Source organism: Neorhizobium sp. R1-B (assembly GCF_004368875.1).
In the GTDB taxonomy this organism is placed as follows: Bacteria; Pseudomonadota; Alphaproteobacteria; order Rhizobiales; family Rhizobiaceae; genus Neorhizobium; species Neorhizobium huautlense.
The window spans coordinates 140534-164270 of the sequence record NZ_SOEM01000004.1 but is presented as its reverse complement, the minus strand read 5'-3'; the positions used below and the strand labels follow the sequence as shown (position 1 = coordinate 164270).

The 23737-nt window shown below is 60.0% G+C and carries 20 protein-coding genes and 1 pseudogene; 12 read left to right on the top strand and 9 right to left on the bottom strand.

The genetic code is table 11. The features are described 5' to 3' along the window. The first annotated feature begins 336 nt into the window (after nucleotides 1-336). Nucleotides 337-2211 (top strand): annotated as a pseudogene (locus EDE05_RS07845) (protein-L-isoaspartate(D-aspartate) O-methyltransferase). A 39-nt stretch (nucleotides 2212-2250) separates the two neighbouring features. On the opposite strand, the gene rhaI reads toward EDE05_RS07845, so the two are convergent. Both rhaI and EDE05_RS07835 read right to left on the bottom strand, forming a co-directional pair. Beyond that, entirely contained in the window at nucleotides 2251-3543 is a 1293-nt protein-coding gene (gene rhaI / locus EDE05_RS07840) for an L-rhamnose catabolism isomerase (protein WP_105371347.1), read from the bottom strand. A gap of 78 nt (nucleotides 3544-3621) precedes the next feature. Continuing rightward, a complete protein-coding gene (locus EDE05_RS07835; protein ID WP_105371346.1) occupies nucleotides 3622-5718 on the bottom strand; it encodes a bifunctional rhamnulose-1-phosphate aldolase/short-chain dehydrogenase in 2097 nt (698 codons plus the stop codon). 199 nt (nucleotides 5719-5917) lie between these two features. Between EDE05_RS07835 and EDE05_RS07830 the strand changes: the two genes are divergently transcribed. The 7 genes from EDE05_RS07830 (at nucleotide 5918) to EDE05_RS07800 (ending at nucleotide 13082) form a co-directional block, all read left to right on the top strand. Then, complete coding sequence (locus EDE05_RS07830) at nucleotides 5918-6733, top strand: DeoR/GlpR family DNA-binding transcription regulator (protein ID WP_105371345.1); 816 nt, start codon at nucleotides 5918-5920, stop codon at nucleotides 6731-6733. A 49-nt stretch (nucleotides 6734-6782) separates the two neighbouring features. Further along, nucleotides 6783-7778 (top strand): rhamnose ABC transporter substrate-binding protein, encoded by a 996-nt coding sequence (gene rhaS, locus EDE05_RS07825; RefSeq protein WP_134100644.1) that lies wholly within the window; start codon nucleotides 6783-6785, stop codon nucleotides 7776-7778. Nucleotides 7779-7850: 72 nt separating this feature from the next. Then, nucleotides 7851-9386, top strand: coding sequence for a sugar ABC transporter ATP-binding protein (locus tag EDE05_RS07820; protein ID WP_105371343.1), 1536 nt, complete (start codon nucleotides 7851-7853; stop codon nucleotides 9384-9386). A gap of 9 nt (nucleotides 9387-9395) precedes the next feature. Continuing rightward, nucleotides 9396-10385, top strand: coding sequence for an ABC transporter permease (locus EDE05_RS07815; RefSeq protein WP_105371342.1), 990 nt, complete (start codon nucleotides 9396-9398; stop codon nucleotides 10383-10385). Further along, nucleotides 10382-11383 (top strand): ABC transporter permease, encoded by a 1002-nt coding sequence (locus tag EDE05_RS07810; RefSeq protein ID WP_105371341.1) that lies wholly within the window; start codon nucleotides 10382-10384, stop codon nucleotides 11381-11383. Before EDE05_RS07815 ends, EDE05_RS07810 begins: the two co-directional genes overlap by 4 nt. Then, entirely contained in the window at nucleotides 11380-11700 is a 321-nt protein-coding gene (gene rhaM / locus EDE05_RS07805; protein WP_132409487.1) for an L-rhamnose mutarotase, read from the top strand. The genes EDE05_RS07810 and rhaM overlap by 4 nt, the downstream gene beginning before the upstream one ends. Next, entirely contained in the window at nucleotides 11697-13082 is a 1386-nt protein-coding gene (locus tag EDE05_RS07800) for an FGGY-family carbohydrate kinase (RefSeq protein ID WP_132409489.1), read from the top strand. The genes rhaM and EDE05_RS07800 overlap by 4 nt, the downstream gene beginning before the upstream one ends. Nucleotides 13083-13118: 36 nt before the next feature. Here the strand turns inward: EDE05_RS07800 and EDE05_RS07795 are convergent, their stop codons facing one another. Together EDE05_RS07795 and EDE05_RS07790 are read right to left on the bottom strand one after the other, a co-directional pair. Continuing rightward, entirely contained in the window at nucleotides 13119-15029 is a 1911-nt protein-coding gene (locus EDE05_RS07795; RefSeq protein WP_105372790.1) for a PAS domain-containing sensor histidine kinase, read from the bottom strand. A 22-nt stretch (nucleotides 15030-15051) separates the two neighbouring features. Next, nucleotides 15052-15801, bottom strand: a complete 750-nt coding sequence (locus EDE05_RS07790) for a helix-turn-helix domain-containing protein (protein WP_134100641.1) — start codon at nucleotides 15799-15801, stop codon at nucleotides 15052-15054. Nucleotides 15802-15908: 107 nt separating this feature from the next. On the opposite strand from EDE05_RS07790, the gene EDE05_RS07785 reads away from it, so the two are divergent. Continuing rightward, the gene (locus tag EDE05_RS07785) at nucleotides 15909-16637 is read left to right on the top strand and encodes a response regulator (protein WP_105372792.1); all 729 of its coding nucleotides are present in this window, start codon (nucleotides 15909-15911) and stop codon (nucleotides 16635-16637) included. 43 nt (nucleotides 16638-16680) lie between these two features. On the opposite strand, the gene maiA is transcribed toward EDE05_RS07785, so the two are convergent. From maiA to hppD, 3 genes are read right to left on the bottom strand one after another with little or no spacing between them, the layout of a single operon-like run. Next, nucleotides 16681-17316, bottom strand: a complete 636-nt coding sequence (maiA, locus tag EDE05_RS07780) for a maleylacetoacetate isomerase (protein ID WP_105372793.1) — start codon at nucleotides 17314-17316, stop codon at nucleotides 16681-16683. A gap of 36 nt (nucleotides 17317-17352) precedes the next feature. Continuing rightward, nucleotides 17353-17724 (bottom strand): Rieske 2Fe-2S domain-containing protein, encoded by a 372-nt coding sequence (locus EDE05_RS07775; protein ID WP_105372912.1) that lies wholly within the window; start codon nucleotides 17722-17724, stop codon nucleotides 17353-17355. Nucleotides 17725-17748: 24 nt separating this feature from the next. Beyond that, on the bottom strand, nucleotides 17749-18861 hold the full coding sequence (gene hppD, locus EDE05_RS07770) for a 4-hydroxyphenylpyruvate dioxygenase (RefSeq protein ID WP_105372794.1): 1113 nt from the start codon (nucleotides 18859-18861) through the stop codon (nucleotides 17749-17751). Nucleotides 18862-18978: 117 nt separating this feature from the next. On the opposite strand from hppD, the gene EDE05_RS07765 reads away from it, so the two are divergent. Continuing rightward, the gene (locus tag EDE05_RS07765) at nucleotides 18979-19449 is read left to right on the top strand and encodes an Lrp/AsnC family transcriptional regulator (RefSeq protein ID WP_105372913.1); all 471 of its coding nucleotides are present in this window, start codon (nucleotides 18979-18981) and stop codon (nucleotides 19447-19449) included. Between the two features lie 20 nt (nucleotides 19450-19469). Here EDE05_RS07765 and EDE05_RS07760 read toward each other — a convergent pair whose 3' ends face one another. Further along, nucleotides 19470-19907 (bottom strand): MarR family transcriptional regulator, encoded by a 438-nt coding sequence (locus tag EDE05_RS07760; protein ID WP_342588633.1) that lies wholly within the window; start codon nucleotides 19905-19907, stop codon nucleotides 19470-19472. 58 nt (nucleotides 19908-19965) lie between these two features. On the opposite strand from EDE05_RS07760, the gene hmgA reads away from it, so the two are divergent. Next, entirely contained in the window at nucleotides 19966-21315 is a 1350-nt protein-coding gene (gene hmgA / locus EDE05_RS07755) for a homogentisate 1,2-dioxygenase (protein WP_105372795.1), read from the top strand. A 7-nt stretch (nucleotides 21316-21322) separates the two neighbouring features. Continuing rightward, nucleotides 21323-22645 carry a fumarylacetoacetase gene (gene fahA, locus EDE05_RS07750; protein ID WP_132409491.1) on the top strand — a complete coding sequence of 441 codons (1323 nt, stop codon included), beginning with the start codon at nucleotides 21323-21325 and terminating at the stop codon, nucleotides 22643-22645. A gap of 40 nt (nucleotides 22646-22685) precedes the next feature. Here fahA and fhuF read toward each other — a convergent pair whose 3' ends face one another. After that, nucleotides 22686-23471: a siderophore-iron reductase FhuF gene (gene fhuF, locus EDE05_RS07745; RefSeq protein WP_134100638.1), complete on the bottom strand. Its 786-nt coding sequence runs from the start codon at nucleotides 23469-23471 to the stop codon at nucleotides 22686-22688. Nucleotides 23472-23737 lie beyond the last annotated feature (266 nt).

Sequence of the window (23737 nt, the reverse complement as noted above, 5' to 3'; positions counted from 1 at the left end):
ATTCTTGACCAGCGTTACTCTGTACAAACAGCAGGTTGGCCTGCCTGGTCAAATATTAGATCACCTTAATCAACGAGAGATTAAACTTGCCCCCATTTTTCGTTCCTGGTTAATGATTCTATCGGATGGAAGCCGTCATAGACACAGTTTGCAGCATCAGAAATCGTGCCGCTTCGCATGCCCTCGTTTCCGCACCTGCGGACAGCGGAACGGCCACCTGAGTTGAAGGAAGCAAACCGGGCGATTTTTTGTCAATCCGGCGACGGCATTTCTTGAAACCACTTGCCGTTACCATAGTTTAGCCCGCAACGGGGTGAAGTTTGCGGGACGAACGCCATGCAGGACTTCGAATACGCTCGTGAGCGCATGATAGAGGCGCAGATAGCACGTCGGGGCCTCAGGAACCCTGAGCTGCTCCGGGCTTTCCGCGAGGTGCCGCGCGAGGCATTCGTCGAGAGCGGGTTCGAAGAGTTCGCCTACGAGGACACACCCCTTGCGATCGGCGAAGGGCAAACCATCTCGCAACCCTATATCGTTGCGTTGATGATAGAACGGGCAAAGATCGGGCGAGGCGATGTCGTGCTGGAGGTCGGCACTGGCTCGGGTTATGCCGCGGCTGTTCTCAGCCCCGCATCGCCGATCAAGTTTACACCATCGAGCGATATCCGAGCCTTGGAGAACAGGCCAGACGCCGGTTCCGCCGCCTGGGGTTCGGCAACATCGCAACCAGGGTGGATGACGGGACCAAAGGCTGGCCGGAAGCCGCGCCGTTCGACGCAATTCTTGTGGCAGCCGGCGGGCCATCTGTGCCGCCGGCACTCAAGGAGCAGCTCGAAATAGGAGGCCACCTGATCATGCCCATCGGTTCGGAAGGCGCTCAACGGCTGGTCCGCGTGACGCGGACAAGCGCTGCGACCTTCGAAGAAGAGGATTTGGGAGGCGTTCGCTTCGTCCCGCTCGTGGGCCAATATGGATGGCGCGACGCGTATGAGAAATCGAGGCGTGTCCCAAAACCGCTTCCTGAATTGATCTCGGACGCACGGCACATCGGAATTCTATCGCGCCCGCGCCGCGATCACTCGCCGCCTCATCGAACATCACGGTTTTACGATCGTCGCCGTCGAGGCAGACTGGCCTGATGCCGCCGCGATCGACCGTTATGTCCGGCACAGGCCCGGAAGGTCCGGCGAGGTTGCGTTCCAGCGCTTCCCGACATGGATGTGGCGCAACCTTGAAGTCGCGGACTTTATCGGCTGGCTGCACAGATACAACGCCGCTGTGCCGGATCAGCGCAACCGGGTCGGCTTCTACGGTCTCGACATCTATAATATGAGCGGCTCAATCGCGGCCGTGCTTGCCTATCTCGACCGCACGGATCCAAAGGCCGCGAGGGTGGCGAGAGAACGTTACGGATGCCTGACGCCTTGGCAGAACGACCCTTCCACCTATGGCCGCGCGGTGCTGATCGAGGGTTACGACAAATGCGAGAAGGCGGTGGTCGCCCAGTGCAGGGAATTACTCGAACGTCAGCTCCAACGAGCCGGCGAAGATGGTGATGACCTCCTTGACGCAGCCCAGAATGCGCGCCTGATTGCTTCCGCCGAACGCTACTACCGGATCATGTATTATGGCGGTGCGGACTCCTGGAACCTGCGTGACACCCATATGTTCGAGGCGCTCCAGCAACTGCTGGAGGCGCACGGCTCGCAATCGAAGGCTGTCGTCTGGGCTCATAACTCCCACATCGGCGATGCGCGGCATACGGACATGGGAACATCCAGAGAAGAAGTGAATATCGGCCAGCTCTGCCGCCAGCGCTTTGGCGCTGCTGCTGCTCTCATCGGCTTCGGCACCCATGAAGGAGACGTGGTCGCCGCAACCGACTGGGATGGGGATATGGAGATAAAAACCATCCGCCCCACGTTGGAGGACAGTTATGAGAGCCTATTCCATATGACGCGGCACAAGCGCTTTCTGCTCGATATGCCGAAACACCCCGAAGTGCGGCAGCAATTGTTGGAGCCGCGGCTCGAACGTTTCATCGGCGTGATCTACCGGCCGGAAACCGAACGCCTGAGCCACTATATGTACGCATCGCTGCCGCAACAGTTCGACGCTTTCGTGTGGTTCGACACAACGACGCCGGTTACGCCGCTCGGACTCGTCGAAAAGCACGAGGGCGTCCCGGAAACCTATCCTTTTGGCCTGTAGCGACGAGCGGCGCCAGGTCGAGTCAGCTTGGGATTGGCTTCAGATGATCCCGCCACCGCCTGCAGCCGAGGCCGGCCGTTCCAGCGCGACCTTTTTGCGGTAACCGCTGGCACGATAAGTGGCTACCGGATCGACCGCCCCTCCCGCACGCCGGCGAGCCTCGGCGAGAATCGGCTCAACATCGGTCCTGTAGGCGCGCTTTAGTGTTTCCGACGCCATTAGCGCATCGTTCTCCTGCTGATAGTCATCCAGAGCTGCGCGATCGACCAACAAGGCCTGCGCATAAGCCCGGCGGATTTCGTTGGCGCTGGAGATCAGACTTTCAATCGGATCGGTGACGTTGTGTGACTGATCGATCATATGGGCCGGGTGGAAACCCTTAACGCCGCGGTGTTCGGCGTCGACCAGTTCATTGAAGACGAGGAACAGCCGGTAGGGCTCGATTGCACCGGCGTCGAGGTCGTCATCGCCATATTTCGAGTCGTTGAAATGGAAGCCGCCGAGCTTGCCGAATTGGATGAGGCGGGCGACGATCATCTCGATATTGGTATTCGGCGCGTGGTGACCGAGATCGACGAGGCAAAAGGCCTTCGGACCGAGCGTGTTGGCGATCACGTAGTTGGTGCCCCAGTCCTGCACCACCGTCGAATAAAACGCCGGCTCGTACATCTTGTGTTCGGAAAACAGCCGCCAGTCATCCGGCAGGGCCTTGTAGATTTCCGCCATGGCGGCAAGATAGCGCTCGAAACTCTTGGTGAAGTTACTTTGCCCCGGGAAATTTGAGCCGTCGCCGATCCAGACGGTCAGCGCCTTGGAGCCGACCGCCTTGCCAATCTCGATACATTCGAGATTATGCTCGATCGCTTGGCTGCGCGTCGCGGCATTAGTGTGGCTGAGCGAGCCGTATTTATAGGACTGGGCCTGGCCGGGTGCGTCGGAAAAGGTGTTGGAATTCATCGAGTCGAAGCCGAGCCCCAACGCGTCACCCTTGGCTTTCAATTCCTTCGCATCCGCCTTGTCCCAGGGGATGTGCAGCGAAACGGTCGGCGTTGCCTGGGTCAACTGATGGATGACAGCGCAATCATCCAGCTTGTCGAAGATGCCCCGCGGTTCGCCCTGCCCCGGAAAGCGGGCAAAACGTGTTCCCCCGGTGCCGACGCCCCAGGAAGGGACCGCGACGAAAAATTCGGATACCTTTCGGGTGATCGCGTCGATATCGATGCCGCGGCGTGACAGGTTCTCGCCAAGCGCCTGGTAGTCGGACTGGAGCGCTGGTGTCCGCTTTTCATTTTCAGCAGCGACAACGTCGCCGGCAATCTTCAGATCTGTCATGACGATCTCCTCCCTGATGCAACCGAAGCGTCCACCCGCCGCCGGCCTTGGGAGAGCCGGAAGCGGGCGGACAAGCTGTTAGCGCGTAAAACTCTGCGCGTTACCGGCATCCACATTGATGATATTGCCGGTCGACTTGGCGGACGCATCCGAAGCGAGGAAATAGATTGCCTCGGCGATGTCTTCCGGGAAGACGTTGAGCTTCAGCATCGAGCGCTTGCGGTAATGTTCCTCCAGATCGGAAACCTCGATCTTCGAGGAAGCCGCCCGCTGCTCGCGCCATTCGCCGTTCCAGATTTTCGAGCCGCGCAGCACCGCATCCGGATTGACCGTGTTGACCCGAATGCCGGCGTCGGCTCCCTCGAGCGCCAGGCAGCGCGCGAGATGAATTTCGGCAGCCTTGGCGGTGCAATAGGCCGATGCGTTCGGCGAAGAGGCAAGTCCATTCTTCGATGCGACGAACACGACGTTGCCGCCGAGCTTCTGGCGACGGAACAGCCGGAACGCCTCGCGCGACACGAGGAAATAACCCGTCGCCAGGATGTCGATATTCTTGTTCCACATCGCAAGGGTGGTGTCCTCGACCGGCGCCGAAGAGGCGATCCCGGCATTCGAGACGAGGATGTCGACGCCGCCGAACTCGACGCAGGCTTCCGCAAAGGCGGTAACGACGGCATCTTCCTTGGTGACATCAAGCACCACGCCGCGCACGGCGTCCTTGCCGAAAGATTTCTCGAAATCGGCTTTCGTTGCGTCGAGCGCTCCGCCGTCAATATCGGCCAGCACCACGCAGGCGCCCTCACCCATCAACCGCGCCGCGGTCGCACGACCGATACCGCCGGCACCGCCCGTGACGAACGCCACCTGACCGGCAAGGCTCTTCGGCTTCGGCATGCGCTGCAGCTTCGCTTCTTCAAGCAGCCAGTACTCGATATCGAAGGCCTCCTGTTCCGGCAGGCCCTGGTATTCGGAAACGGTGGACGCCCCACGCATCACGTTGATCGCATTCACATAGAATTCGCCGGCGATGCGGGCGGTCGCCTTGTCGCGGGCAAAGGACAGCATACCAACGCCGGGGACGAGGAAGATGACCGGGTTGGGGTCGCGGATTTTGGGCGAATTGTCGTGCTTGCAGGTTTCGTAGTAGCGGGAGTAGTCGGCACGATAGTTTTCCAGCGCCTTGTCCAGCGCCGCGATGACGCCGTCCACGTCCGGCTTGGCCGGATCGAAGTCGAGGATCAGCGGGCGGATCTTGGTGCGCAAAAAGTGGTCCGGGCAGGACGTTCCAAGGACACCGAGCGGCTTCAGGTTCTTCGAGTTGACGAATTCCAGCACCGCGTCCTGATCGTCGAAATGACCGAGCTTGCGCTCCGCCTTGCCGATACGGCCGCGGATTTCCGGCATGAGCTTTGCGGCGATCGACCGACGCTCCGGAGCCGGCAGGCTCTGCAGGACCTCGCCGCCGAAGATCGTCTTGCCCTCGGTATGCTGCGCGAACCACTCGATTGCCTTGTTGATGATTTCAAGCGTCAGTTCGTAGCAGGCCTTGGCATCGTTCGCCCATGTGAACAGGCCATGGCTTTCCAGCACCACGCCCTTGGCGTCCGGATTAGCCTTGACGAAGGCTTCGAGGTCGAGACCGAGCTGGAAGCCGGGGCGGCGCCAGGGCAGCCAGCCAATCGCGTCGCCGAAGATCTGTTTCGTCAGTTCCTTCGAATTTTTGGACGCGGCGATCGCGATGATCGCATCCGGATGCATGTGGTCCACATGCGTATAGGGCACGAAACCATGCAGCGGCGTATCGATCGAAGCAGCGCGCGGATTGAGGTTGAAGGTGCAATGCGGCAGGAAGCCGACCATCCGGTCTTCGTCCTCCACTCCCTTGTAGAGCCCCTTCAGTGCCTCCAGCTTGTCGAGATAGAGCGTCGCGAAACCATCGAGCTTGATCGTCCCGACGTCCCCGCCGGAGCCCTTGACCCACATGACGCGGACCTTTTCACCGCTCAGCGGGTCCGTTTCCATCACCTTGGCGGAGGTATTGCCGCCGCCGTAATTGGTGATGCGCTTGTCGGCGCCGAGGAGATTTGAGCGATAGAGCAGCTTGCCCGGCTCATCGAGTTTGGCTGCGTGGGAATCTTCCCAGCGGTTTTCGAGAAGGCGGGTTTGGCCCGACATCGCTTTCCTCCCAAAGTGTTTTGGTTCATGGCGACAGACCAGCCGCCACCTCCCATAACGTGGATATCGCGCATTGCCACGCCGCCTGTCAATCAAAAACGATCATAAACATTCATTGTGCAACGCAATAAAAGCGAATTTGATCGTTTATGATTGACAACGTAAATTTTCCAGCAATATTGGGATCGAGGAGGAGCCCATGCACGAACGTGAACGCCATCGCATCATTTTGAGCGCGATTCAGGAAAAGCCCGTCATCACGGTGCAGGACATCGCCGAATTGACCGAGGCATCCGAGGCGACGATCCGACGTGACATTGCCGCACTTCATGTTCAGGGCAAGCTCCGGCGCGTGCGCGGCGGGGCCGAAGCGGTGCATCCGCCGCAGATCGGCCAGCTTGCCGCCCGCTCGTTCCGGGTTTCCGAATCCGTCAATATCGACAAGAAACGCGCAATCGCGCGCCGCGCGGTGGAACTCTGTGAAGAAGGCGATTCCGTCATCATCAATGGCGGCACGACCACCTTCCAGATGGTGCACTTCATGTCGGCGCGCCGCCTGCAGGTCATGACGAACTCCTTTGCGATCGCCGAACACCTCGTCAAACATTCGAAGAGCACGGTGACCGTTCCGGGCGGCGCGATCTACCGCGAGCAGAGCCTGATCCTGTCGCCCTTCGAAAACGACGCCATCCGCAATTTCTATGCCCGGCGGATCTTTATCGGTGCCCAAGGCGTGGGGCCGCTGGGCGTGATGGAAGCCGACGCGCTGGTGATCCAGAGCGAGCAGAAGCTGATGCAGCAGGCGGAAGAACTGATCGTGATGGTGGATTCGAGCAAATTTCAGCGTCGCTCGAGCCTCATACTTTGTCCGCTGGAGCGGGTAACCACCGTCATCACGGATGACGACATATCCGAAGATGCCGCGCGAATGATCGAAGGCGCCGGCGTCAACCTGATCATAGCCGGCACTGCTGCGGCGGCGCCGGCCGAGGAGGATTCCACGTCGGCCGCATGAGAGCGCCCGGCGGGAGGGAAGTGAACTTTTTCAACTGGGAGGACTGACAATGAAACTAGCCAAGAAACTTGCCCTCGGCGTGGCAATTGCCTTCGCCGCCATGACGACGGCGGCGAGTGCCGCGGACATGAAGATCGCACTGGTCGTCAAATCGCTCGGCAACGGCTTCTTCGAAGCTGCCAACAAGGGCGCGCAGGAAGCCGCCAAGGAACTCGGCGGCGTCGAAGTCATCTACACCGGTCCGACGACCACCACGGCCGAAGGCCAGATCGAAGTGATCAATTCGCTGATCGCTCAAGGGGTGGATGCGATTGCCATTTCCGCCAATGATCCGGATGCCGTTGTTCCGGCGCTTAAAAAAGCCGCCCAGCGCGGCATCAAGGTGATTTCCTGGGATTCCGGCGTGGCCAAGGAAGGCCGCATCATGCACCTGAACCCGTCTTCCAACGAGTTGATCGGCAAGATTTGCCTGCAGCTTGCGGCAAATCATCTGGAAGGCGGCAAGGGGGACTTTGCGATTCTCTCGGCTACCACCACCTCGACGAACCAGAACACCTGGATCGCCGAGATGAAGAAGCAGATCAAGGATTTTCCAGGCCTTAACCTCGCCACGACCGTTTACGGCGACGACCTTGCCGACAAGTCCTATCGCGAAGCCCAGGGCCTCCTGAAATCGCAGCCGAACGTGAAGGTCATCGTCGCTCCGACGACCGTCGGCGTGCTCGCTGCTTCCCAGGCCGTCAAGGATGCCGGTCAGATCGGTAAAGTCTACGTAACAGGCCTCGGCCTGCCGTCCGAAATGGCGGGCGCCATCAAGTCCGGCGCGACGAAGGAATTCGCCATCTGGAACCCGATCGACCTCGGTTATTCCGCGACTCAGATTGCTTACCACATCGTCAAGGGTGATACGGACGGCAAGCCGGGCTCCGAGATCAAGGCTGGCCGCATGGGCTCGATCAAGGTCGGCGACAATGGCGAAGCCGCGATGGCCGACCCGTTCGTCTACAATGCCAAGAACATCGACGAGTTCTCCAAGATCTTCTGATCCTTTGAACACCTCCCCTCCGGCGGTCGCGAATGGCCGCCGGGACTTTATTCGGATTTCACTGGCTGATCGATGATGAACGCTGTCGCACCAACGAACGACTTGGCCCCGCTTGCCGCGGAAACGCCGATCCTGGAAATGCGCGGCATCAGCCAGATCTTTCCCGGCGTAAAAGCTTTGGATGGCGTCAGCATCAAGCTCTATCCCGGCCAGGTCACGGCGCTGATCGGTGAAAACGGCGCCGGCAAATCTACCCTTGTCAAGATCCTGACCGGCATCTATCGCCCGAACGAGGGCGAGATCCTGATCGACGGCCAGCCCATCGCTTTCCACAGCGCGCAAGCCGCGATCGACGCCGGCGTCACGGCGATCCACCAGGAAACGGTCCTGTTCGACGAGTTGACTGTCGGCGAGAACATCTTTTTGGGGCATGCCCCGCGCACCCGTTTCGGCACGATCGACTGGCGGCAGATCAACAGCCGCTCGAAAGCGCTCATGCACCAGCTCGAAAGCGAGATCGATCCGACGATCCGCCTGCGTGATCTGTCGATCGCCCAGCGGCATCTGGTGGCGATCGCACGGGCTCTGTCCGTCGAGGCGCGTATCGTCATCATGGACGAGCCGACCGCCGCCCTCTCCCGCAAAGAGATCGACGATCTCTTCCGCATCGTCGAAGGCCTGAAGCGCCAGGGCAAGGCGATCCTCTTCATCAGCCACAAGTTCGACGAGGTCTACGAGATCGCCGAAAATTTCGTGGTTTTTCGCGACGGCCGCGCGGTCGGACAGGGCAAGCTGAAGACCACCCCGCAGGACGAAATCGTCCGGCTGATGGTCGGCCGCGACGTCAAGGACGTCTTTCCCAAGGCCGAGGTTAATATCGGTGCCCCGGTATTGCGCGTCGAGAACTACTGCCACCCGACCGAATTCCGCGACATTTCCTTCGAGCTGCGTCGCGGCGAAATCCTCGGCGTCTACGGGCTGATCGGCGCCGGACGCTCCGAACTCTGCCAGTCGCTGTTCGGCATTACCCGGCCCTCAGCCGGGCGGCTGACACTCGAGGGACAGCCGATCGAGATCCGCTCGTCAAGCGACGCAATCCGGGCCGGGCTCGTCTATGTGCCGGAGGAGCGCGGGCGCCACGGCTTGGCCTTGCCCATGCCGATCTTTCAGAACATGTCGCTCCCGTCTCTGAAGAAGACCTCGCGCTCGGGTTTCCTGAAGGCCGCCAACGAACTCGCGCTCGCCCGCAAATATGCCGAGCGGCTGGATCTGCGTGCCGCCGCCCTTTCGGTGCCGGTCGGCACCCTTTCGGGCGGCAATCAGCAGAAGGTTGTCATCGGCAAATGGCTTGCCACCCGGCCGAAGGTGATCATCCTCGACGAGCCGACCAAGGGGATCGATATCGGTTCGAAGGCTGCCGTGCACGGCTTCATCAGCGAACTAGCGGCGGAAGGCCTGTCGATCATCATGGTCTCCTCGGAACTGCCCGAGATCCTCGGCATGTCGGACCGGGTGATGGTGATGCGCGAAGGTTTGGCCGCCGGTATCTTCGAACGTGACCGGCTCAGCGCCGAAGTTCTCGTCCGCGCCGCAACCGGCAACCAGTAGGAGAAGCCCATGAACCGCCTCCTGAAAAGCCGTGAGATCCTGCTGGTCGTCATCATTGCGATCATGGTCGCCAGCTTTTCCACCCGCGCACCGGGCTTTGCCTCGCCGGGCAACCTCGCCAATATCTTCAACGACACCTCGATCCTGATCATCCTGGCGCTCGGTCAAATGACGGTGATCCTGACAAAGTCGATCGATCTGTCGGTCGCCGCCAACCTGGCCTTTACCGGCATGGCCGTGGCGATGACCAATGCCGCCTATCCGGACCTGCCTTTGGCGCTGCTGATCGTGATGGCGATCGGCATCGGCGCCTTCCTGGGGGCCATCAACGGTTACCTGGTTTGGGCGCTGCAGATCCCGCCGATCGTCGTGACGCTCGGTACGCTCACCATCTATCGCGGCATGGCCTTTGTGCTGTCGGGCGGCGGCTGGGTCAATGCCCATCAGATGACGCCCTCCTTTCTCAATATCCCGCGGATGCCTGTGCTTGGCCTGCCGATCCTCTCCTGGATCGCAATCGTCATCGTGCTTGGCGCTTGGTTCGTGCTGACCCGCCTGCCCTTCGGCCGCGCCGCCTATGCATCTGGCGGCAACCCCACGGCAGCGGTCTATGCCGGCATCGACATAGGCTGGACCCGTTTTCTCGCTTTCGTCCTGTCGGGAGCACTGGCTGGCCTCTCCAGCTATCTCTGGGTATCGCGTTATGCGGTTGCCTATGTGGATATCGCCGCCGGTTTCGAACTCGATACGGTCGCAGCCTGCGTGATCGGCGGCATATCGATTGCCGGCGGTATCGGCTCCGTCGCGGGTGCCGTGCTCGGCGCGCTCTTCCTTGGCGTCATCAAGAACGCGCTTCCAGTCATCGGCATATCGCCCTTTGCCCAGATGGCGATCTCGGGCATCGTCATTGTGCTCGCCGTCGTCTTCAACGCCCGGGCTGAGAAGAAAGCCGGACGCATCATCCTGCGCGACCGCGCAGCTCCGGAGGTCACCGCATGAGCGACGTTGCAACGACGAAACGTGTGATCCCCGACCGGCTCGGAACGAAAACCTCACGGATGCTCGCAAGCTGGGAAGTGCTGCTCTTCGGCGTCGCGGTTTTGATCTTCATCTTCAATTCCTTCGCCTCGCCCTACTTCCTCAACGCCTGGAACCTCTCCGACGCAACCTTCAACTTCACCGAAAAGGCGATGATCGCCTTTGCCATGGCGCTGCTCGTGATCGCCGGGGAGATCGATCTTTCGGTGGCAGCAATCATCGCGCTTGCCTCGACCGCGATGGGCGCTGCGGCACAGATGGGCATCGGCACGCCCGGGCTGGTGGCGATCGGCATCGGCACCGGACTTCTCTGCGGCGCATTCAACGGCCTGCTCGTCGCCGGCTTGCGCCTGCCCTCGATCGTGGTGACCATCGGCACGATGAGCCTCTTCCGCGGCATTTCCTATATCGTGCTCGGCGACCAGGCCTATGGCAAATATCCGGAAAGCTTCGCCTATTTCGGTCAGGGTTATGTGGCCTGGGTCTTCTCTTTCGAATTCGTCCTGTTCATCGGGCTGGCGACAGCCTTCGCCATCCTCCTGCATGCCACCAATTTCGGCCGTCAGATCTATGTGATCGGCAACAATGAATTTGCGGCGCGCTTTTCCGGCATCCCGGTGGAGCGCGTGAAGTTCATCCTCTTCCTCCTGACCGGGCTGATGGCAGGCGTCGCCGCCGTCTGCCTCACCTCGCGCCTCGGCTCGACCCGCCCTTCGATCGCTCAAGGGTGGGAACTGGAAGTGGTCACCATGGTCGTGCTCGGCGGCGTCTCGATCCTCGGCGGTGCGGGCACGATCGCAGGCGTCGTCATTGCTGCCTTCGTCATGGGTCTCGTCACCTTCGGGCTGGGGCTCTTGAACGTTCCTGGCATTGTCATGTCGATCTTCGTCGGCCTCTTGCTGATCATAACGATTGCCGTGCCGATCATTGCCCGCCGCATCAAGGAAATGAACCGATGAGCCAGGAAAAATACGCTTTCAAGATGAAGCTCCATCCCGGCATGGAAGCGGAATACCGTGTCCGCCACGACGAGATCTGGCCGGAACTGGTAGGGCTGCTGCACGAGGCGGGGGTCAGCGACTACTCGATCCACCTCGACCCCGAGACCAACATCCTTTTCGGCGTATTGACCCGCCCGCAGAACCACAAGATGGCGAGTCTGCCGGATCATCCCGTCATGAAGAAGTGGTGGGCGCATATGGCCGACATCATGGAGACCAACCCGGACAACTCTCCAGTTGCCAAAGATCTGGTGACGGTTTTCCATCTGCCATGAGTAAGCCTGAAAGGATCGCCGTTCTCGATATCGGCAAGACCAATGCCAAAGTCGTCGTGCTCGATTGCGCGACGGGCAAGGAAATCGCCGAAAAGCGGACGCCGAACCGGGTTCTCGCCGGCCCGCCCTATCCGCATTACGATATCGAGGCGCTTTGGAATTTTGCGGTGGACGCCTTGAAGGTGTTTGCGGAGACGCTTGGCTTCGACGCGATCTCCATCACCACCCATGGAGCGTCCGCAGTGCTGCTTGACGCGGAAGGGGATCTCGCTCTTCCAGCGCTCGACTACGAGCATCTCTATCCGCAAGACGTGCAAACAGCCTATGCGGCAATCCGGCCGCCCTTTTCCGAAACCTTCTCGCCCGTCCTTTCCGGCGGGCTCAATGTCGGGGCGCAGCTCCATTACCAAAAGACGACTTTCGCGGACGACTTCGCCCGCGTCAGCAGGATCCTCACCTATCCCCAATACTGGGCCTTCCGGCTGACCGGTATCGCGACAAACGAGATGACGTCGCTCGGTTGCCATACGGACCTGTGGAACCCGCGCGAAGGAACCTTTTCCTCGTTGGTGGACGAACTCGGCATCCGCGATCTGATGGCGCCGGTGCATTCGGCCTTCGATATGCTCGGGCCGGTTTTGCCTGAGGTCGCGCGGGAGATCGGCCTCGACGAAGAGATACCCGTCCACTGCGGCATTCACGATTCCAATGCTTCCCTGCTGCCGCACCTGATCGGCCGCGAGCCGCCCTTCGCTGTTGTCTCGACCGGCACCTGGGTAATCAATTTCGCCGTCGGCGGCGATCTTGATCACCTCGACCCAGAGCGGGACACGCTCGCCAACGTGGATGCATACGGACGCGCCGTCCCTTCGTCCCGTTTCATGGGTGGCCGCGAATTCGAGATGCTAACATCGGAGCTCGGCAAGCTCTCTCCGGGAGCGGCATTGGCCGCCATGCCTCGGATCATCGAAAACGGCCTGATGCTGCTGCCGAACATCACCACCGGATCCGGGCCTTTTCCTGGCCGCGAGCGACAATGGCTCAACGACGAGGGGGTGTCGAACGACGAGCGCTGGGCCGCCGCCTGCCTTTATCTCGCACTGATGACCGAGACCTGCCTGAGCCTTGTCGGGGCAAAAGGACCAATTCTGGTCGAAGGCCCATTTGCCTCCAACGAAGCCTATCTGCAGGCGCTTGCTTCACTCACGTTGCGGGAGGTTGCTGCCTTGTCGGGATCAACGGGCACCAGCCAAGGCGCGGCACTCCTGGCCGGAGCCCTCCCGCCCCCCGAAACCCCCTCCACGAGATATCAGGGCATTCTGCCGGGATTAGGCGCCTATCGTCAGGAATGGCGGAACCGCCTGGGTCTTTTCGATTGCTGACCGCCGACGTGAGACGGCATCCCTTTACCGCCTCTTTCAATCCAGAAGCTGTCGCAGCCGCGTTGCAAGCTCTCTCGCCGTATAGGGCTTTTTGAGCCAGCTTCCGGATTGGGCAAGCTCGCGGCCGGCGATGGCGGGCTCGGCATAGCCGGACGTGAACAGGACTTTCATGTTCGGCCGCTCCTCTCTTACCCTTTGCGCGAGTTCGTCGCCAGTGATCCCGCCCGGCATGACGATATCGGTAAAGAGCAACGCGATATTGTCATGGCGTTCGAGCTGTTCGAGCGCCTCCTTGCCGTTTGCAGCTTCGACCACCTGGTAGCCGAAATCGGTCAGGCGGGAAATGGCGACGCGGCGAACGCGCGGGTCGTCCTCAACCACCAGAATTTTCTCCGTACCGCCCGGAATTGGCGCCGGGCGCGACACATCCTCATTGCTCGAAGCAGCTATTACGTCCTTCTGAGCGGCGTGCAGGAAAATCCTGACGCTCGTGCCCTGACCCGGCTCGCTGTAGAGCTGGATGTTGCCGCCCGACTGCTTGGCGAAGCCGTAGACCATGCTGAGGCCAAGCCCAGTGCCGGCCCCCACACCCTTGGTCGTGAAGAACGGCTCGAACGCTTTTTCCTTCACCTCCGGGGTCATGCCCATACCGGTATCGGTCACCGAAATCAGGACATAATCGCCGGTTCGCACATGGGGATACATCTGGGCATAATCGACATCCAGCTTGACCCGGGATATCTCGATGGTCAGCTTTCCGCCCTTCGGCATTGCGTCTCTCGCATTCAGCGTGAGGTTGAGAAGCGCGTTCTGCAATTGCGACGCATCGACAAGGGCTTCGTTGGAAGCACCCGTTACGACGGTCCGGAACTCGATCGTTTCCCCGAGCGTGCGGCGCAGAAGGTCGGAGAAACCGGTTACCAGCTGCCCAATGTCGACAAGCTTCGGGTTGAGCGGTTGGCGTCGCCCGAAAGCCAGCAACTGTCCCGTCAGCTTGGCACCATCGTCGGCGGCGTCCTGCGCTTCGCGCAACAGCACGAGTAGTTTTTCGTCGGCCAGCTTGTTTTCGATCATCTCGAGATTACCGCTGATGACGGTGAGCAGATTGTTGAAGTCGTGCGCCAGCCCGCCGGTAAGCTGGCCGATAGCCTCCATCTTCTGCGATTGCCGCAGCTCTTCCTCGATCTTGTGACGGCTGGTGAGATCCCGGATGAAGCCTGTGAAAATCCGTTCGCCGCCTGTAAGGGCCTCGCCTACTGCAAGTTCCATTGGAAATACCGACCCATCCTTCCGTTGCCCCGTGACCACTCGGCCATAACCGATGATACGGCGTTCGCCCGTGGTGAGATATCGAGAGAGATAACCATCATGAGCCTCCCTGTCCGGCGACGGCATCAGCATCTTGACATTGCGCCCGCAGACTTCATCCGCCGAATAGCCAAAAAGTCTCTCCGCGGCCGCGCTGAAAGAGGAGATGATGCCAACCTCGTTGATCACCACCATAGCTTCGGGCACGGTGTCGAGAATCGAGCGCAGATGCGCCTCTCGCCCCGCCAGATCGTTCTGCACCCTCCGCATGTCCGTCACATCGTTGTTTGTCTGGATGATGACGGCCTGTTCACTGTTGAGCGCAACCCAACGCGTCGCCACGAAGATACGCTGGCCGTTCTTGTGCTGGTGAACGACCTCACCTTCCCAGGATTGCGTCTCCAGAACCTGCTGCCGAATCGAATCCAGAGGCTCTGGAAATTCCGTGGCCAGTAACTCTTGCACCACTTTTCCGATCGCTTCCTCGGCCGTCCAGCCATAGAGGTTCGCACATCCGGCGGTCCAGCGGGTGATGACGCCATCCAGGCCGTGAATGATGAGGTTTGCATCATCGAGAAGGCGGGCGACGGCATCGAGCTCGGTTTCGGTGGTGCTGTCGGTATGCGTATTCGAAATCATTTCTCTTCCGTGAGCGGTGCCGCTAGTGGCGGCGACGTTCACCATGACCGTCGAAATCCCGCCTGCTGTCCTCGTATTCATCGCCGTCTCCGGCGAGATGCGCAAGGGCGGAGGGCTTTGTAATCTGCAACGAATGCCGCCCGGCGGCAGCCACGATTCCCTTGCCGGCCAGTTTCGTGATTGTACGCGAAACCGTCTCGATCGTAAGCCCCAGATAGTCCGCCATGTCCTGACGTGTCATCGGCAAGTCGACAATCCGCTTCATTGCGCCCTCGGCAATGGATCGTTTCAACCGCTTCTGGAGGAAAGTGCAGACCCTTTCCTCGGCATTTTTGCTGGACAGAAGAACCATCTGATCTTGGGCAGCAGCCATTTCGTCGCAAACATGGGCCAGCACCTGCGGCCGAAGTTCTGCTGAATCCGACACGGCCGCGTCGAATGTCTTGCGGGTGAGACGGCGAACCTTGGCAGAGGTGATCGCCTCTGCGCTATAGAGATAATTTCCTCGCAAAGAAACGCCAACCATGTCCCCCGCATCGAGGAACCCCGTGATGACACGACGCCCATCCGCTATGATGCGATAGATTCGCAATGTACCTTCAAGCATATCGAAGACATGTTTTGCTTGATCGCCTTCGAAGAACAGCGCTTGGCCGGGCGCCAGATGTTCAGCCGGCTGCTTCGCGAACAGCGTGCGCAGGGAGTTTGGGCCACTATCGTCAATTGTTGTTGCGAACGCGTCTTTATAAATGCGATTGCTGGTAACGAACATGGCCCTGCCTCCATCTGCGGATGGGCTCAATTGACCAAATCCGGGTAACACGCGAATGCTAACCCGGTGAAACATGGTTCTATTTGGTAACAGACTGTAACAACCCCATGACCCTGCTTTCATCCACTGCCGCACACATCCTCGTCGTCGACGACGACCCTCGGATCCGTCAGATGCTCATCCGATATTTCGAGGATGAAGGATATCTCGTAAGCACGGCTGGCGACGGCACCGAAATGAAGGTTCAACTCCGGCAGAAAGAGATTGATATCATCCTGCTCGATCTTTCGCTTCCCGGCGGGCAGGACGGTCTTGATCTCGCTCGCGAGGTTCGGAGCCACTCGGATGTGCCGATCATGATGCTGACGGGACGCGATGATGTGGTGGACCGGATCATCGGCATCGAGATCGGAGCCGACGATTATATCGCCAAGCCCTTTCATCTGCGCGAGGTGCATGCGCGGCTGAAATCGATTCTCAGGCGCCGCCAGCCTGGTACCTCCAAGCCGGAAGCCAACGAAGACAAGATCATCCGTTTCGAAGGATGGAGCCTCAATCTTTCCCGGCGGCAGCTTCTGGCGCCTGATGCTTCGGAAGTCGATCTGACGACGGGCGAATTCGACATGCTGGCAGCCTTCCTGCAGAATGCCGGGCGGGTGCTGACGCGGGATTTCCTAATGGATTCCACCAGAGGGCGTCAGCTTGAGGCATTTGATCGCACCATCGACGCACAAATCGTCCGGCTGCGCAGAAAGATCGAGGCAGACGCCAGCAATCCTCAATTGATCAAGGCCGTTCGTGGCGTCGGCTATATCTTCACCGGCAAGATCGAATGATACCGTGCTTCACGCAGCCCCTCGAAAGGGACTTGGCCCATCGTCAACGCGCCGCCTTGTCCGGATGTGCTGCAATAAAAGGCGCCAACTTCGCGCAACGGTCGGCAATTTCCACAACCTTTTGGAATCCGGAAAGCTCCACGTCCCATCGTCGCGCGTTGTAGATCTGGGGCACAAGGCAGATATCGGCCATGGTCGGTCGATCGCCATGGCAAAACGCTCCGGTCGACGGCGAATCCAGCAACGTTTCGAACGCGCCAAGCCCCTCATGGATGAACTTCTGCATCCAGGCTTTTCGCGTTTCCTCCGCACCGTCAGTCAGAGACATCACATGCGCCACGACATGCAGATTGCAGACGGGGTGGATCTCCATGGCGATGATATAGGAGAGCGCCCTCACCCGCTGCCGCCCGACGGGATCGTCAGGCAAGAAAGCTCCTCCGCGCGTTTCATCCAGATATTCGATCACCGCCAGTGACTGCGTAAAGCTGTGCCCGTCGATCTCCAGTACCGGCACCAGTCCCTGCGGATTGCGCCGCAGATATTCTTCGGATCTGTGGGCCTTTGCGAGCAGGTCGATGGGTACCGTGACAAAGGGTTCGGCCAGCATATTGAGCGCAATCCGCAGCCGGTAGCTCGCCGACGAACGCCAGTAATCATAAAGGACGGCGTCTGTCATTCGTACCCTCATATATCTCGTGACGAAGTCCTCAATCTAGGCTCCGATCCGCAAATTGCCATTCGCATCTTCCGCGATGGGCACGGGATCGAGCCCCTCTGCCGCATCACCGGAAAGGCAGGCACCGGTTGTCACATCGAAGGCGGCCCCGTGCGCTGAACACAGGAACCGCGCACCGTCGGCGGAAAGAACAGAATCGGATCGGTAGTCGAGCGGAAGATACTGGTGCGGACAGGCGTTAACGAAGGCCCGCACGCGACCGGACTTCCGCACCAGCAGAAGCGGAAAGATGCCTCTCTCCGTCTGCACTGATAGGCAGCGGGCGACGCCCTCGTCGATCTCGGAGGAAGCACAGACGAGCGCGCCGGTCTCCGGCGCACTCGAATAGGAGCGCCACCCATCACTCATCTGCCGCGGCACCCAAAACCAAGATCATTCGGCCGCATCGACCTTCAGAACCCCGCGCCGGATCTGGTCTTCCTCGATCGATTCGAAGAGCGCCTTGAAGTTGCCCTCGCCGAAGCCGTCGTCACCCTTGCGCTGAATGAACTCGAAGAAGATCGGGCCGATGACGGTTTTCGAAAAGATCTGGAGCAGGACGCGCGTCTCTCCGCCGCCCACGACACCTTCGCCGTCGATGAGGATGCCGCGCCGCTTGAGCTTATCGAGCGGCTCCTGGTGATCCTTTACCCTTGACTTCGACTTCTCATAGTAGATGTCCGGCGGTCCCGGCATGAATTCGAGGCCATTAGCCGCGACCGCATCCGTGCTGGCGTAAATATCGTTGGTGGCGACGGCGATATGCTGAATGCCCTCGCCCTTGTATTCGCGCAGATATTCCTCGATCTGGCTGCGATCATCGGAGCTTTCGTTGATCGGAATCCGGATCTTGCCGTCGGGTGACGTCAGCGCCCGGCTCGTCAGGCCGGTCATCTTGCCGGCGATGTCAAAATAGCGGATTTCTCGAAAATTGAACGTGTCGTGGTAGAATTTGTACCAGGTGTCCATGTTGCCACGCACGACGTTGTGGGTCAGGTGATCGAGGTAGTAGAAGCCAACCCCCTCCGGCTTCGGATTTTCCTCGCCAAGCCATTCGAATTCGGCGGAATAGCAGCTTCCATCATCACCGTAGGTCTCGACGAAGTAGAGCAGCGAACCGCCGATGCCGATGACGGCCGGTACGTCCAGCGACTTGCCTTCGCCGGTGTATTCCGTGGCTCCGAGATCGACGGCTCTTTTGAGAGCGTGCTTTGCATCGACCACGCGCCAAGCCATGGCGGGTGCACATGGGCCATGCTGGGCAACAAAGGCCGAAGCATGGCTGTCGGATTGGCGGTTGAGCAGGTAGTTGATGTCGCCTTGCCGGTAGAGAACGACATCTTTTTCGCGATGTCTGGCGACCGGCGTGAAGCCCATCTGCCGGAAGAGCGTATCCAGCTTCTCCGGCTCAGGATGGGCAAATTCCACGAACTCGAATCCATCGGTACCTGCGGGATTGGCAGCGCTGATCTCCGCCTTCGGCGCGTCGTGCGGGAACGGGCCCATGCAATTCTCCTCCATTGCTTGATGAAGAAAGCTTGCCGATTTCGGCCTGCAATGTCCTTGCAAAATGAGGAGCCTCCGGTCATCCTTTGCACGATTTATGCATCTGCGAGGGGTATCATGCACGAAACTTCCCTGGATACGTTTGACAAGGCCATTCTCAATGCATTGCAGCGCAATGCCGCACTGACCAATGCGGAGATCGCCGGCATCGTCAACCTTTCGGCTTCGCAATGCTCACGGCGGCGAGCCCGGATGGAGGCAGATGGCATCATTACGGGTTATTCGGCGCAGTTGGCGCCTGAAGCGCTTGGGTTTGGATTGCGGGCCATCACCCGCGTCAATCTTTCCACCCATAGCGAGAAGAACGCCGAGTCCTTTGCAGAATTTCTGTCCCGGCACAACGAGGTTCGGCAAGCCTATTCCGTCTCAGGGGATGCGGACTACGTGCTCATCATCCTTGCGCGGGACCTTGCTGCCTTTGCGGATTTCATCCACCGGACCCTGCTGCCGCATCCGCAGGTGGCGCAGGTTCGCTCGGAGATCGTGCTGATGCGCCTCAAGGACGAGCAAGGATTGCCACTCGGCTGACTCTGTAACGCGGCCGCGGCTTAATTCATCTTCTTCACGCGCTCCAAGGCATCCAAGGCATCGAGAAGTGCCTGGGCATGAATGCCCAGGGAGCAGAGCAGCTTCTCCTCGTAGGCAAGCGCGCTCGGCACGATATTTTCGTAGGCTGTGAGCCCCTGGGGCGTCAGGGCAAGCACTTCCTCGCGGCGATCCTCCAAGCTCTCCCGCCGCTTCAGCCAGCGCCTTTCTTCTAAAGCGCGCACCGCCCGGCTGACCTTGGTCTTGTGCATGAACGAATGCCGGCCAATGGCTTTGGCGCCCATCTCTCCAAATTGGCCAAGCGTTGCGAGAACCCGCCACTCCGGGATCGTCAGGTCATAGTCGCGGCCGTAGATCTCGCGGAACTCCTGCGAGACGACCGTCCCGATGCGGGCAAGCCTGTAGGGAAGAAAATGCTCAAGGGCGAGTTTTGTCATCATTGATAGTTACAAAATCGATGGTTACTTTTGCAACTAATTTCGTGATGGAGGACACGCCATGAATATTCAGCCTTCCGCCGCCCCTAAGGGTGCAGAACAATCGGCGATCCAGGCCGATTACATGTCCGGTTTCGGAAACGGCTTCGAAACCGAGGCGCTTGTGGGCGCACTGCCGTTGGGCAGAAACTCGCCGCAGAAATGCGCCTATGGGCTGTATGCGGAACAACTCTCCGGTTCACCCTTCACGGCGCCCCGTACCACCAATGAACGGTCGTGGCTTTATCGCATTCGGCCAACCGTGGCCCATTGGGGCAGCTTCGAGAAGATCGATCAGGGTCTTTGGCGCACAGCGCCGGCGCCCGAGGCGGAACTGCCGGTCGGCCCGCTTCGCTGGGACCCCATTCCGTTTCCGCCCGAACCGCTATCCTTCATCGAGGGCATACGCACCCTGACAACGGCAGGCGACAGCGGTGCCCATGGCGGCATGGGCGCTCACGTCTATCTCGTGACCCGCTCCATGGTGGACGAGTATTTCTACAATGCCGACGGGGAAATGCTGTTCGTGCAACAGCAGGGAGAACTGCGCCTTTGGACGGAGTTCGGTATCATTGACATCGAGCCCGGCGAAATTGCCGTCATTCCGCGTGGCGTGAAGATCCGCGTCGAACTGCGTGGCACGTCGGCTCGCGGTTATCTCTGTGAGAATTACGGCGGTGCGTTCACGCTGCCGGAACGAGGTCCGATCGGTGCCAATTGCATGGCCAACCCGCGCGACTTTCTCACGCCGGTGGCGGCCTATGAGGATAGAGACGCCCCGTCGAGACTTTTCGTGAAATGGGGGGGCAGCCTCTGGGCCGCAGAGATTGAGCATTCGCCCCTCGATGTAGTCGCCTGGCATGGCAATTACGCGCCCTACAAATACGATCTCCGACGTTATTCGCCGGTCGGTCCAGTGCTTTACGACCATGCCGACCCGTCGATCTTCACCGTCCTGACCTCGCCTTCCGAAACGCCCGGGACGGCGAATATCGACTTCGTGCTCTTTTCCGACCGCTGGCTCGTCGCCGAAAGCACGTTCCGCCCGCCGTGGTACCACATGAACGTCATGAGCGAGTTCATGGGCCTCGTCTACGGCCAGTACGATGCCAAGACCGGTGGCGGCTTCGTGCCCGGAGGCGCCTCGCTGCACAACACCATGCTGCCGCACGGGCCCGACGTGGATGCTTTCGAGAGGGCGAGCAAGGTCGAGCTCAAGCCCCACAGACTGGAAGGCACGATGGCCTTCATGTTCGAGACGCGTTTTCCCCAGCGGGTGACCGCTTTTGCCGCCGAAACACCTTGCCTGCAGAAGGATTACACCGCCTACGGCAAGAGTCTTGCGAAACATTTTGATCCGAACAGGCGCTGAGGCCGATATGTCCATTCTCGATGAAACGCACGCTCCGAAGCTTAGGAGTTTCGTGGCCACGGCAAACGGTCACCCCGATTTTCCGATCCAGAACTTGCCGATCGGTATCTTCAGCCGCGGCAGAGCCGAGCGCCGGGGCGGCATCGCTATCGGCGATGCGATTTTCGATATCGGCCTCGCGCTGCAATCGGACCTTTTCCAAGGAGAGGCGCAAGAGGCGGCCGAGACGGCGGCCGCTTCGGAGCTGAATGCGTTCCTTGGGCTGGGTACATCTGCCCGCATAGCGCTCCGCCGTCGCGTTTCGGCCCTGCTTGCGGCCGATTCCTCCGAACGGCCGCAGGTCGAAGCCTGCCTCCACCAATCCTCCGATTGCGCCATGCATCTGCCGGCTCGGATCGGCGACTACACCGATTTCTATGTCGGCATCCATCATGCAATGCATGTCGGGCAGCTCTTCCGGCCCGACAATCCGCTCCTGCCAAACTACAAGCACGTCCCGATCGGTTATCATGGCCGCGCCTCTTCGATCCTTGCCTCGGGCACGGCGATCCGCCGGCCGAACGGTCAGACGAAAACTCCCGATGCCGAGGCCCCGACCTATGGGCCGAGCCGCAGACTGGATTACGAGCTGGAAATCGGCGTTTTCGTCGGGCCCGGCAATGCTCTTGGAGAGCCCATTGCGATCGGCGACGCCGCCGAACATATTGCAGGCTTCTGTCTCCTCAACGACTGGTCGGCGCGCGATATCCAGGCTTGGGAATATCAGCCGCTCGGCCCCTTCCTCGCCAAGAATTTCGCCTCGACGATCTCACCTTGGGTGGTCTCACCCGAAGCGCTGGCACCCTTCCGCATCGCCCAGACACCGAGAGAGGAAGGCGACCCCCAACCCCTGCCCTATTTGTTCGATGAGCAGGACCAGCGTCAGGGGGCAATCGATCTGGAGCTGGAGGTTGCTGTCATGACGGAAGGACTGTCTCGAAAAGGCCTCCCGCCGCATCGGCTCGCGCTGTCGAACACCCGCCATATGTACTGGACGGTAGCCCAGATGATCACTCATCACGCGAGCGGCGGCTGCAATCTGCAGCCGGGCGATCTTCTCGGTTCCGGTACGATATCAGGGCCGGATCTCGCAGCCGCCGGCAGCCTTCTGGAAGCGACTGAAGGCGGCAAGTCGCCGATCCGCCTCGCTTCGGGCGAAGAGCGGCTGTTCCTGGAAGACGGTGACGAAGTTGTTTTCACCGCCCGCGCCCGCCGTGACGGCTATGTCACCATCGGCTTCGGTTCATGCAGGGGAAAGGTGCTGCCTGCCCTTCACACCCTGCGGAGCTGAGGTTTTGCTGATGCCTCTTCTAAGGCCGGTGTGATCCGACCTACTGGCGGCCGTCCGGTACCGGGCAAGCCTCACCGCATCCGCCGACACCTGGAAGGTTGTAACGAAGGCAGCAAATTTTCCGGCGCGAAAATTCCAGTCCACATTGTTGCCGCGCGATGCGGATCATCCCATGCATGGGATTTCGGCGCCCGTCCGGCCAGATCGGCTCATCAAGCAGCGCCAAACCGTCCTCGACCCGTTCGCGGCTGTGCTTATAGGCGATTTCCTTGAGTATCCAGGCAAGATAAGCGGCCACGTTGTTCCAGAGAAGCTTCGGCGCCACGACAGCATGGGCTGCGATCGCTTCGACAAGAGGCTCGACATGCCCGAGCAAGAGATTGTGAAGCTCGGCGCCCGGATCAGCCGCGGTGAATGTATCAGCCGTCATCAGAAAGGCTTCAGGCTCGGCCGTATCTTCGTTGCAGACTATCGAAACCTGGCTGAGCCCCAAAGGCAATCCGATCCGGTGAGCGAAGAGATGCACACACGGCGCCACGGTAAGGATGCTGAAATAATAAAGCGTCCACATCGACACGACGGCGCGCCGGTCGCTGCCGGGAAACTTGCTGGCATATCGGGAGATAACATCGTTCAGCGTCGCCGCTTCCCGCAGATCGCTGCAGGGAATGACGGATCCAGATCCCGTGGATGTTCGCAGGAGCTTGCCGCGGCAGTAGGAGAACGGGCTCTTTTCCACCAGTCTGTCGAGGTCGAAGGCCGGGTTGGCGATGAAACCTTCCTTGCCGTTCGAAGTCGAGACCTCTCCGCTCGCATCTCCTGCCATTCGTCACAATCGATGTTTCGGGCCGGCTGTGTTCAGCACTGGCCGCACGGAAACCCACCGCCCTGCTTCATTTCCAGGAGGAACTAAAGAACGCAGTCGGCGATGTCAATGTAAGATGAGTGAATTTATCATATTTAAAACAGACAGATTTTGGACCTCTGCTGCGAGGTAGGGTCGCCTGCGCCACTGCGACTGCAACCTCGGAACTATGTTGACTTGCCTTTTCCCAGGGCTACTTGAATTATTGGGAGAGCCGGCAGTCATGG

Excerpts from the sequence above, each read along its gene's own strand:
- EDE05_RS07830 (WP_105371345.1), top strand. The coding sequence starts at position 5,918 with ATGCACGAACGTGAACGCCATCGCATCATTTTGAGCGCGATTCAGGAA.
- EDE05_RS07765 (WP_105372913.1), top strand. The coding sequence starts at position 18,979 with ATGCACGAAACTTCCCTGGATACGTTTGACAAGGCCATTCTCAATGCA.
- fahA (WP_132409491.1), top strand. The coding sequence starts at position 21,323 with ATGTCCATTCTCGATGAAACGCACGCTCCGAAGCTTAGGAGTTTCGTG.
- hppD (WP_105372794.1), bottom strand. The coding sequence starts at position 18,861 with ATGGGCCCGTTCCCGCACGACGCGCCGAAGGCGGAGATCAGCGCTGCC.
- rhaS (WP_134100644.1), top strand. The coding sequence starts at position 6,783 with ATGAAACTAGCCAAGAAACTTGCCCTCGGCGTGGCAATTGCCTTCGCC.
- EDE05_RS07800 (WP_132409489.1), top strand. The coding sequence starts at position 11,697 with ATGAGTAAGCCTGAAAGGATCGCCGTTCTCGATATCGGCAAGACCAAT.
- EDE05_RS07835 (WP_105371346.1), bottom strand. The coding sequence starts at position 5,718 with ATGTCGGGCCAAACCCGCCTTCTCGAAAACCGCTGGGAAGATTCCCAC.
- EDE05_RS07810 (WP_105371341.1), top strand. The coding sequence starts at position 10,382 with ATGAGCGACGTTGCAACGACGAAACGTGTGATCCCCGACCGGCTCGGA.
- EDE05_RS07775 (WP_105372912.1), bottom strand. The coding sequence starts at position 17,724 with ATGAGTGATGGGTGGCGCTCCTATTCGAGTGCGCCGGAGACCGGCGCG.
- hmgA (WP_105372795.1), top strand. The coding sequence starts at position 19,966 with ATGAATATTCAGCCTTCCGCCGCCCCTAAGGGTGCAGAACAATCGGCG.
- maiA (WP_105372793.1), bottom strand. The coding sequence starts at position 17,316 with ATGACAGACGCCGTCCTTTATGATTACTGGCGTTCGTCGGCGAGCTAC.
- fhuF (WP_134100638.1), bottom strand. The coding sequence starts at position 23,471 with ATGGCAGGAGATGCGAGCGGAGAGGTCTCGACTTCGAACGGCAAGGAA.
- EDE05_RS07785 (WP_105372792.1), top strand. The coding sequence starts at position 15,909 with ATGACCCTGCTTTCATCCACTGCCGCACACATCCTCGTCGTCGACGAC.
- EDE05_RS07760 (WP_342588633.1), bottom strand. The coding sequence starts at position 19,907 with ATGATGACAAAACTCGCCCTTGAGCATTTTCTTCCCTACAGGCTTGCC.
- rhaM (WP_132409487.1), top strand. The coding sequence starts at position 11,380 with ATGAGCCAGGAAAAATACGCTTTCAAGATGAAGCTCCATCCCGGCATG.
- rhaI (WP_105371347.1), bottom strand. The coding sequence starts at position 3,543 with ATGACAGATCTGAAGATTGCCGGCGACGTTGTCGCTGCTGAAAATGAA.
- EDE05_RS07815 (WP_105371342.1), top strand. The coding sequence starts at position 9,396 with ATGAACCGCCTCCTGAAAAGCCGTGAGATCCTGCTGGTCGTCATCATT.
- EDE05_RS07795 (WP_105372790.1), bottom strand. The coding sequence starts at position 15,029 with ATGATTTCGAATACGCATACCGACAGCACCACCGAAACCGAGCTCGAT.
- EDE05_RS07790 (WP_134100641.1), bottom strand. The coding sequence starts at position 15,801 with ATGTTCGTTACCAGCAATCGCATTTATAAAGACGCGTTCGCAACAACA.
- EDE05_RS07820 (WP_105371343.1), top strand. The coding sequence starts at position 7,851 with ATGATGAACGCTGTCGCACCAACGAACGACTTGGCCCCGCTTGCCGCG.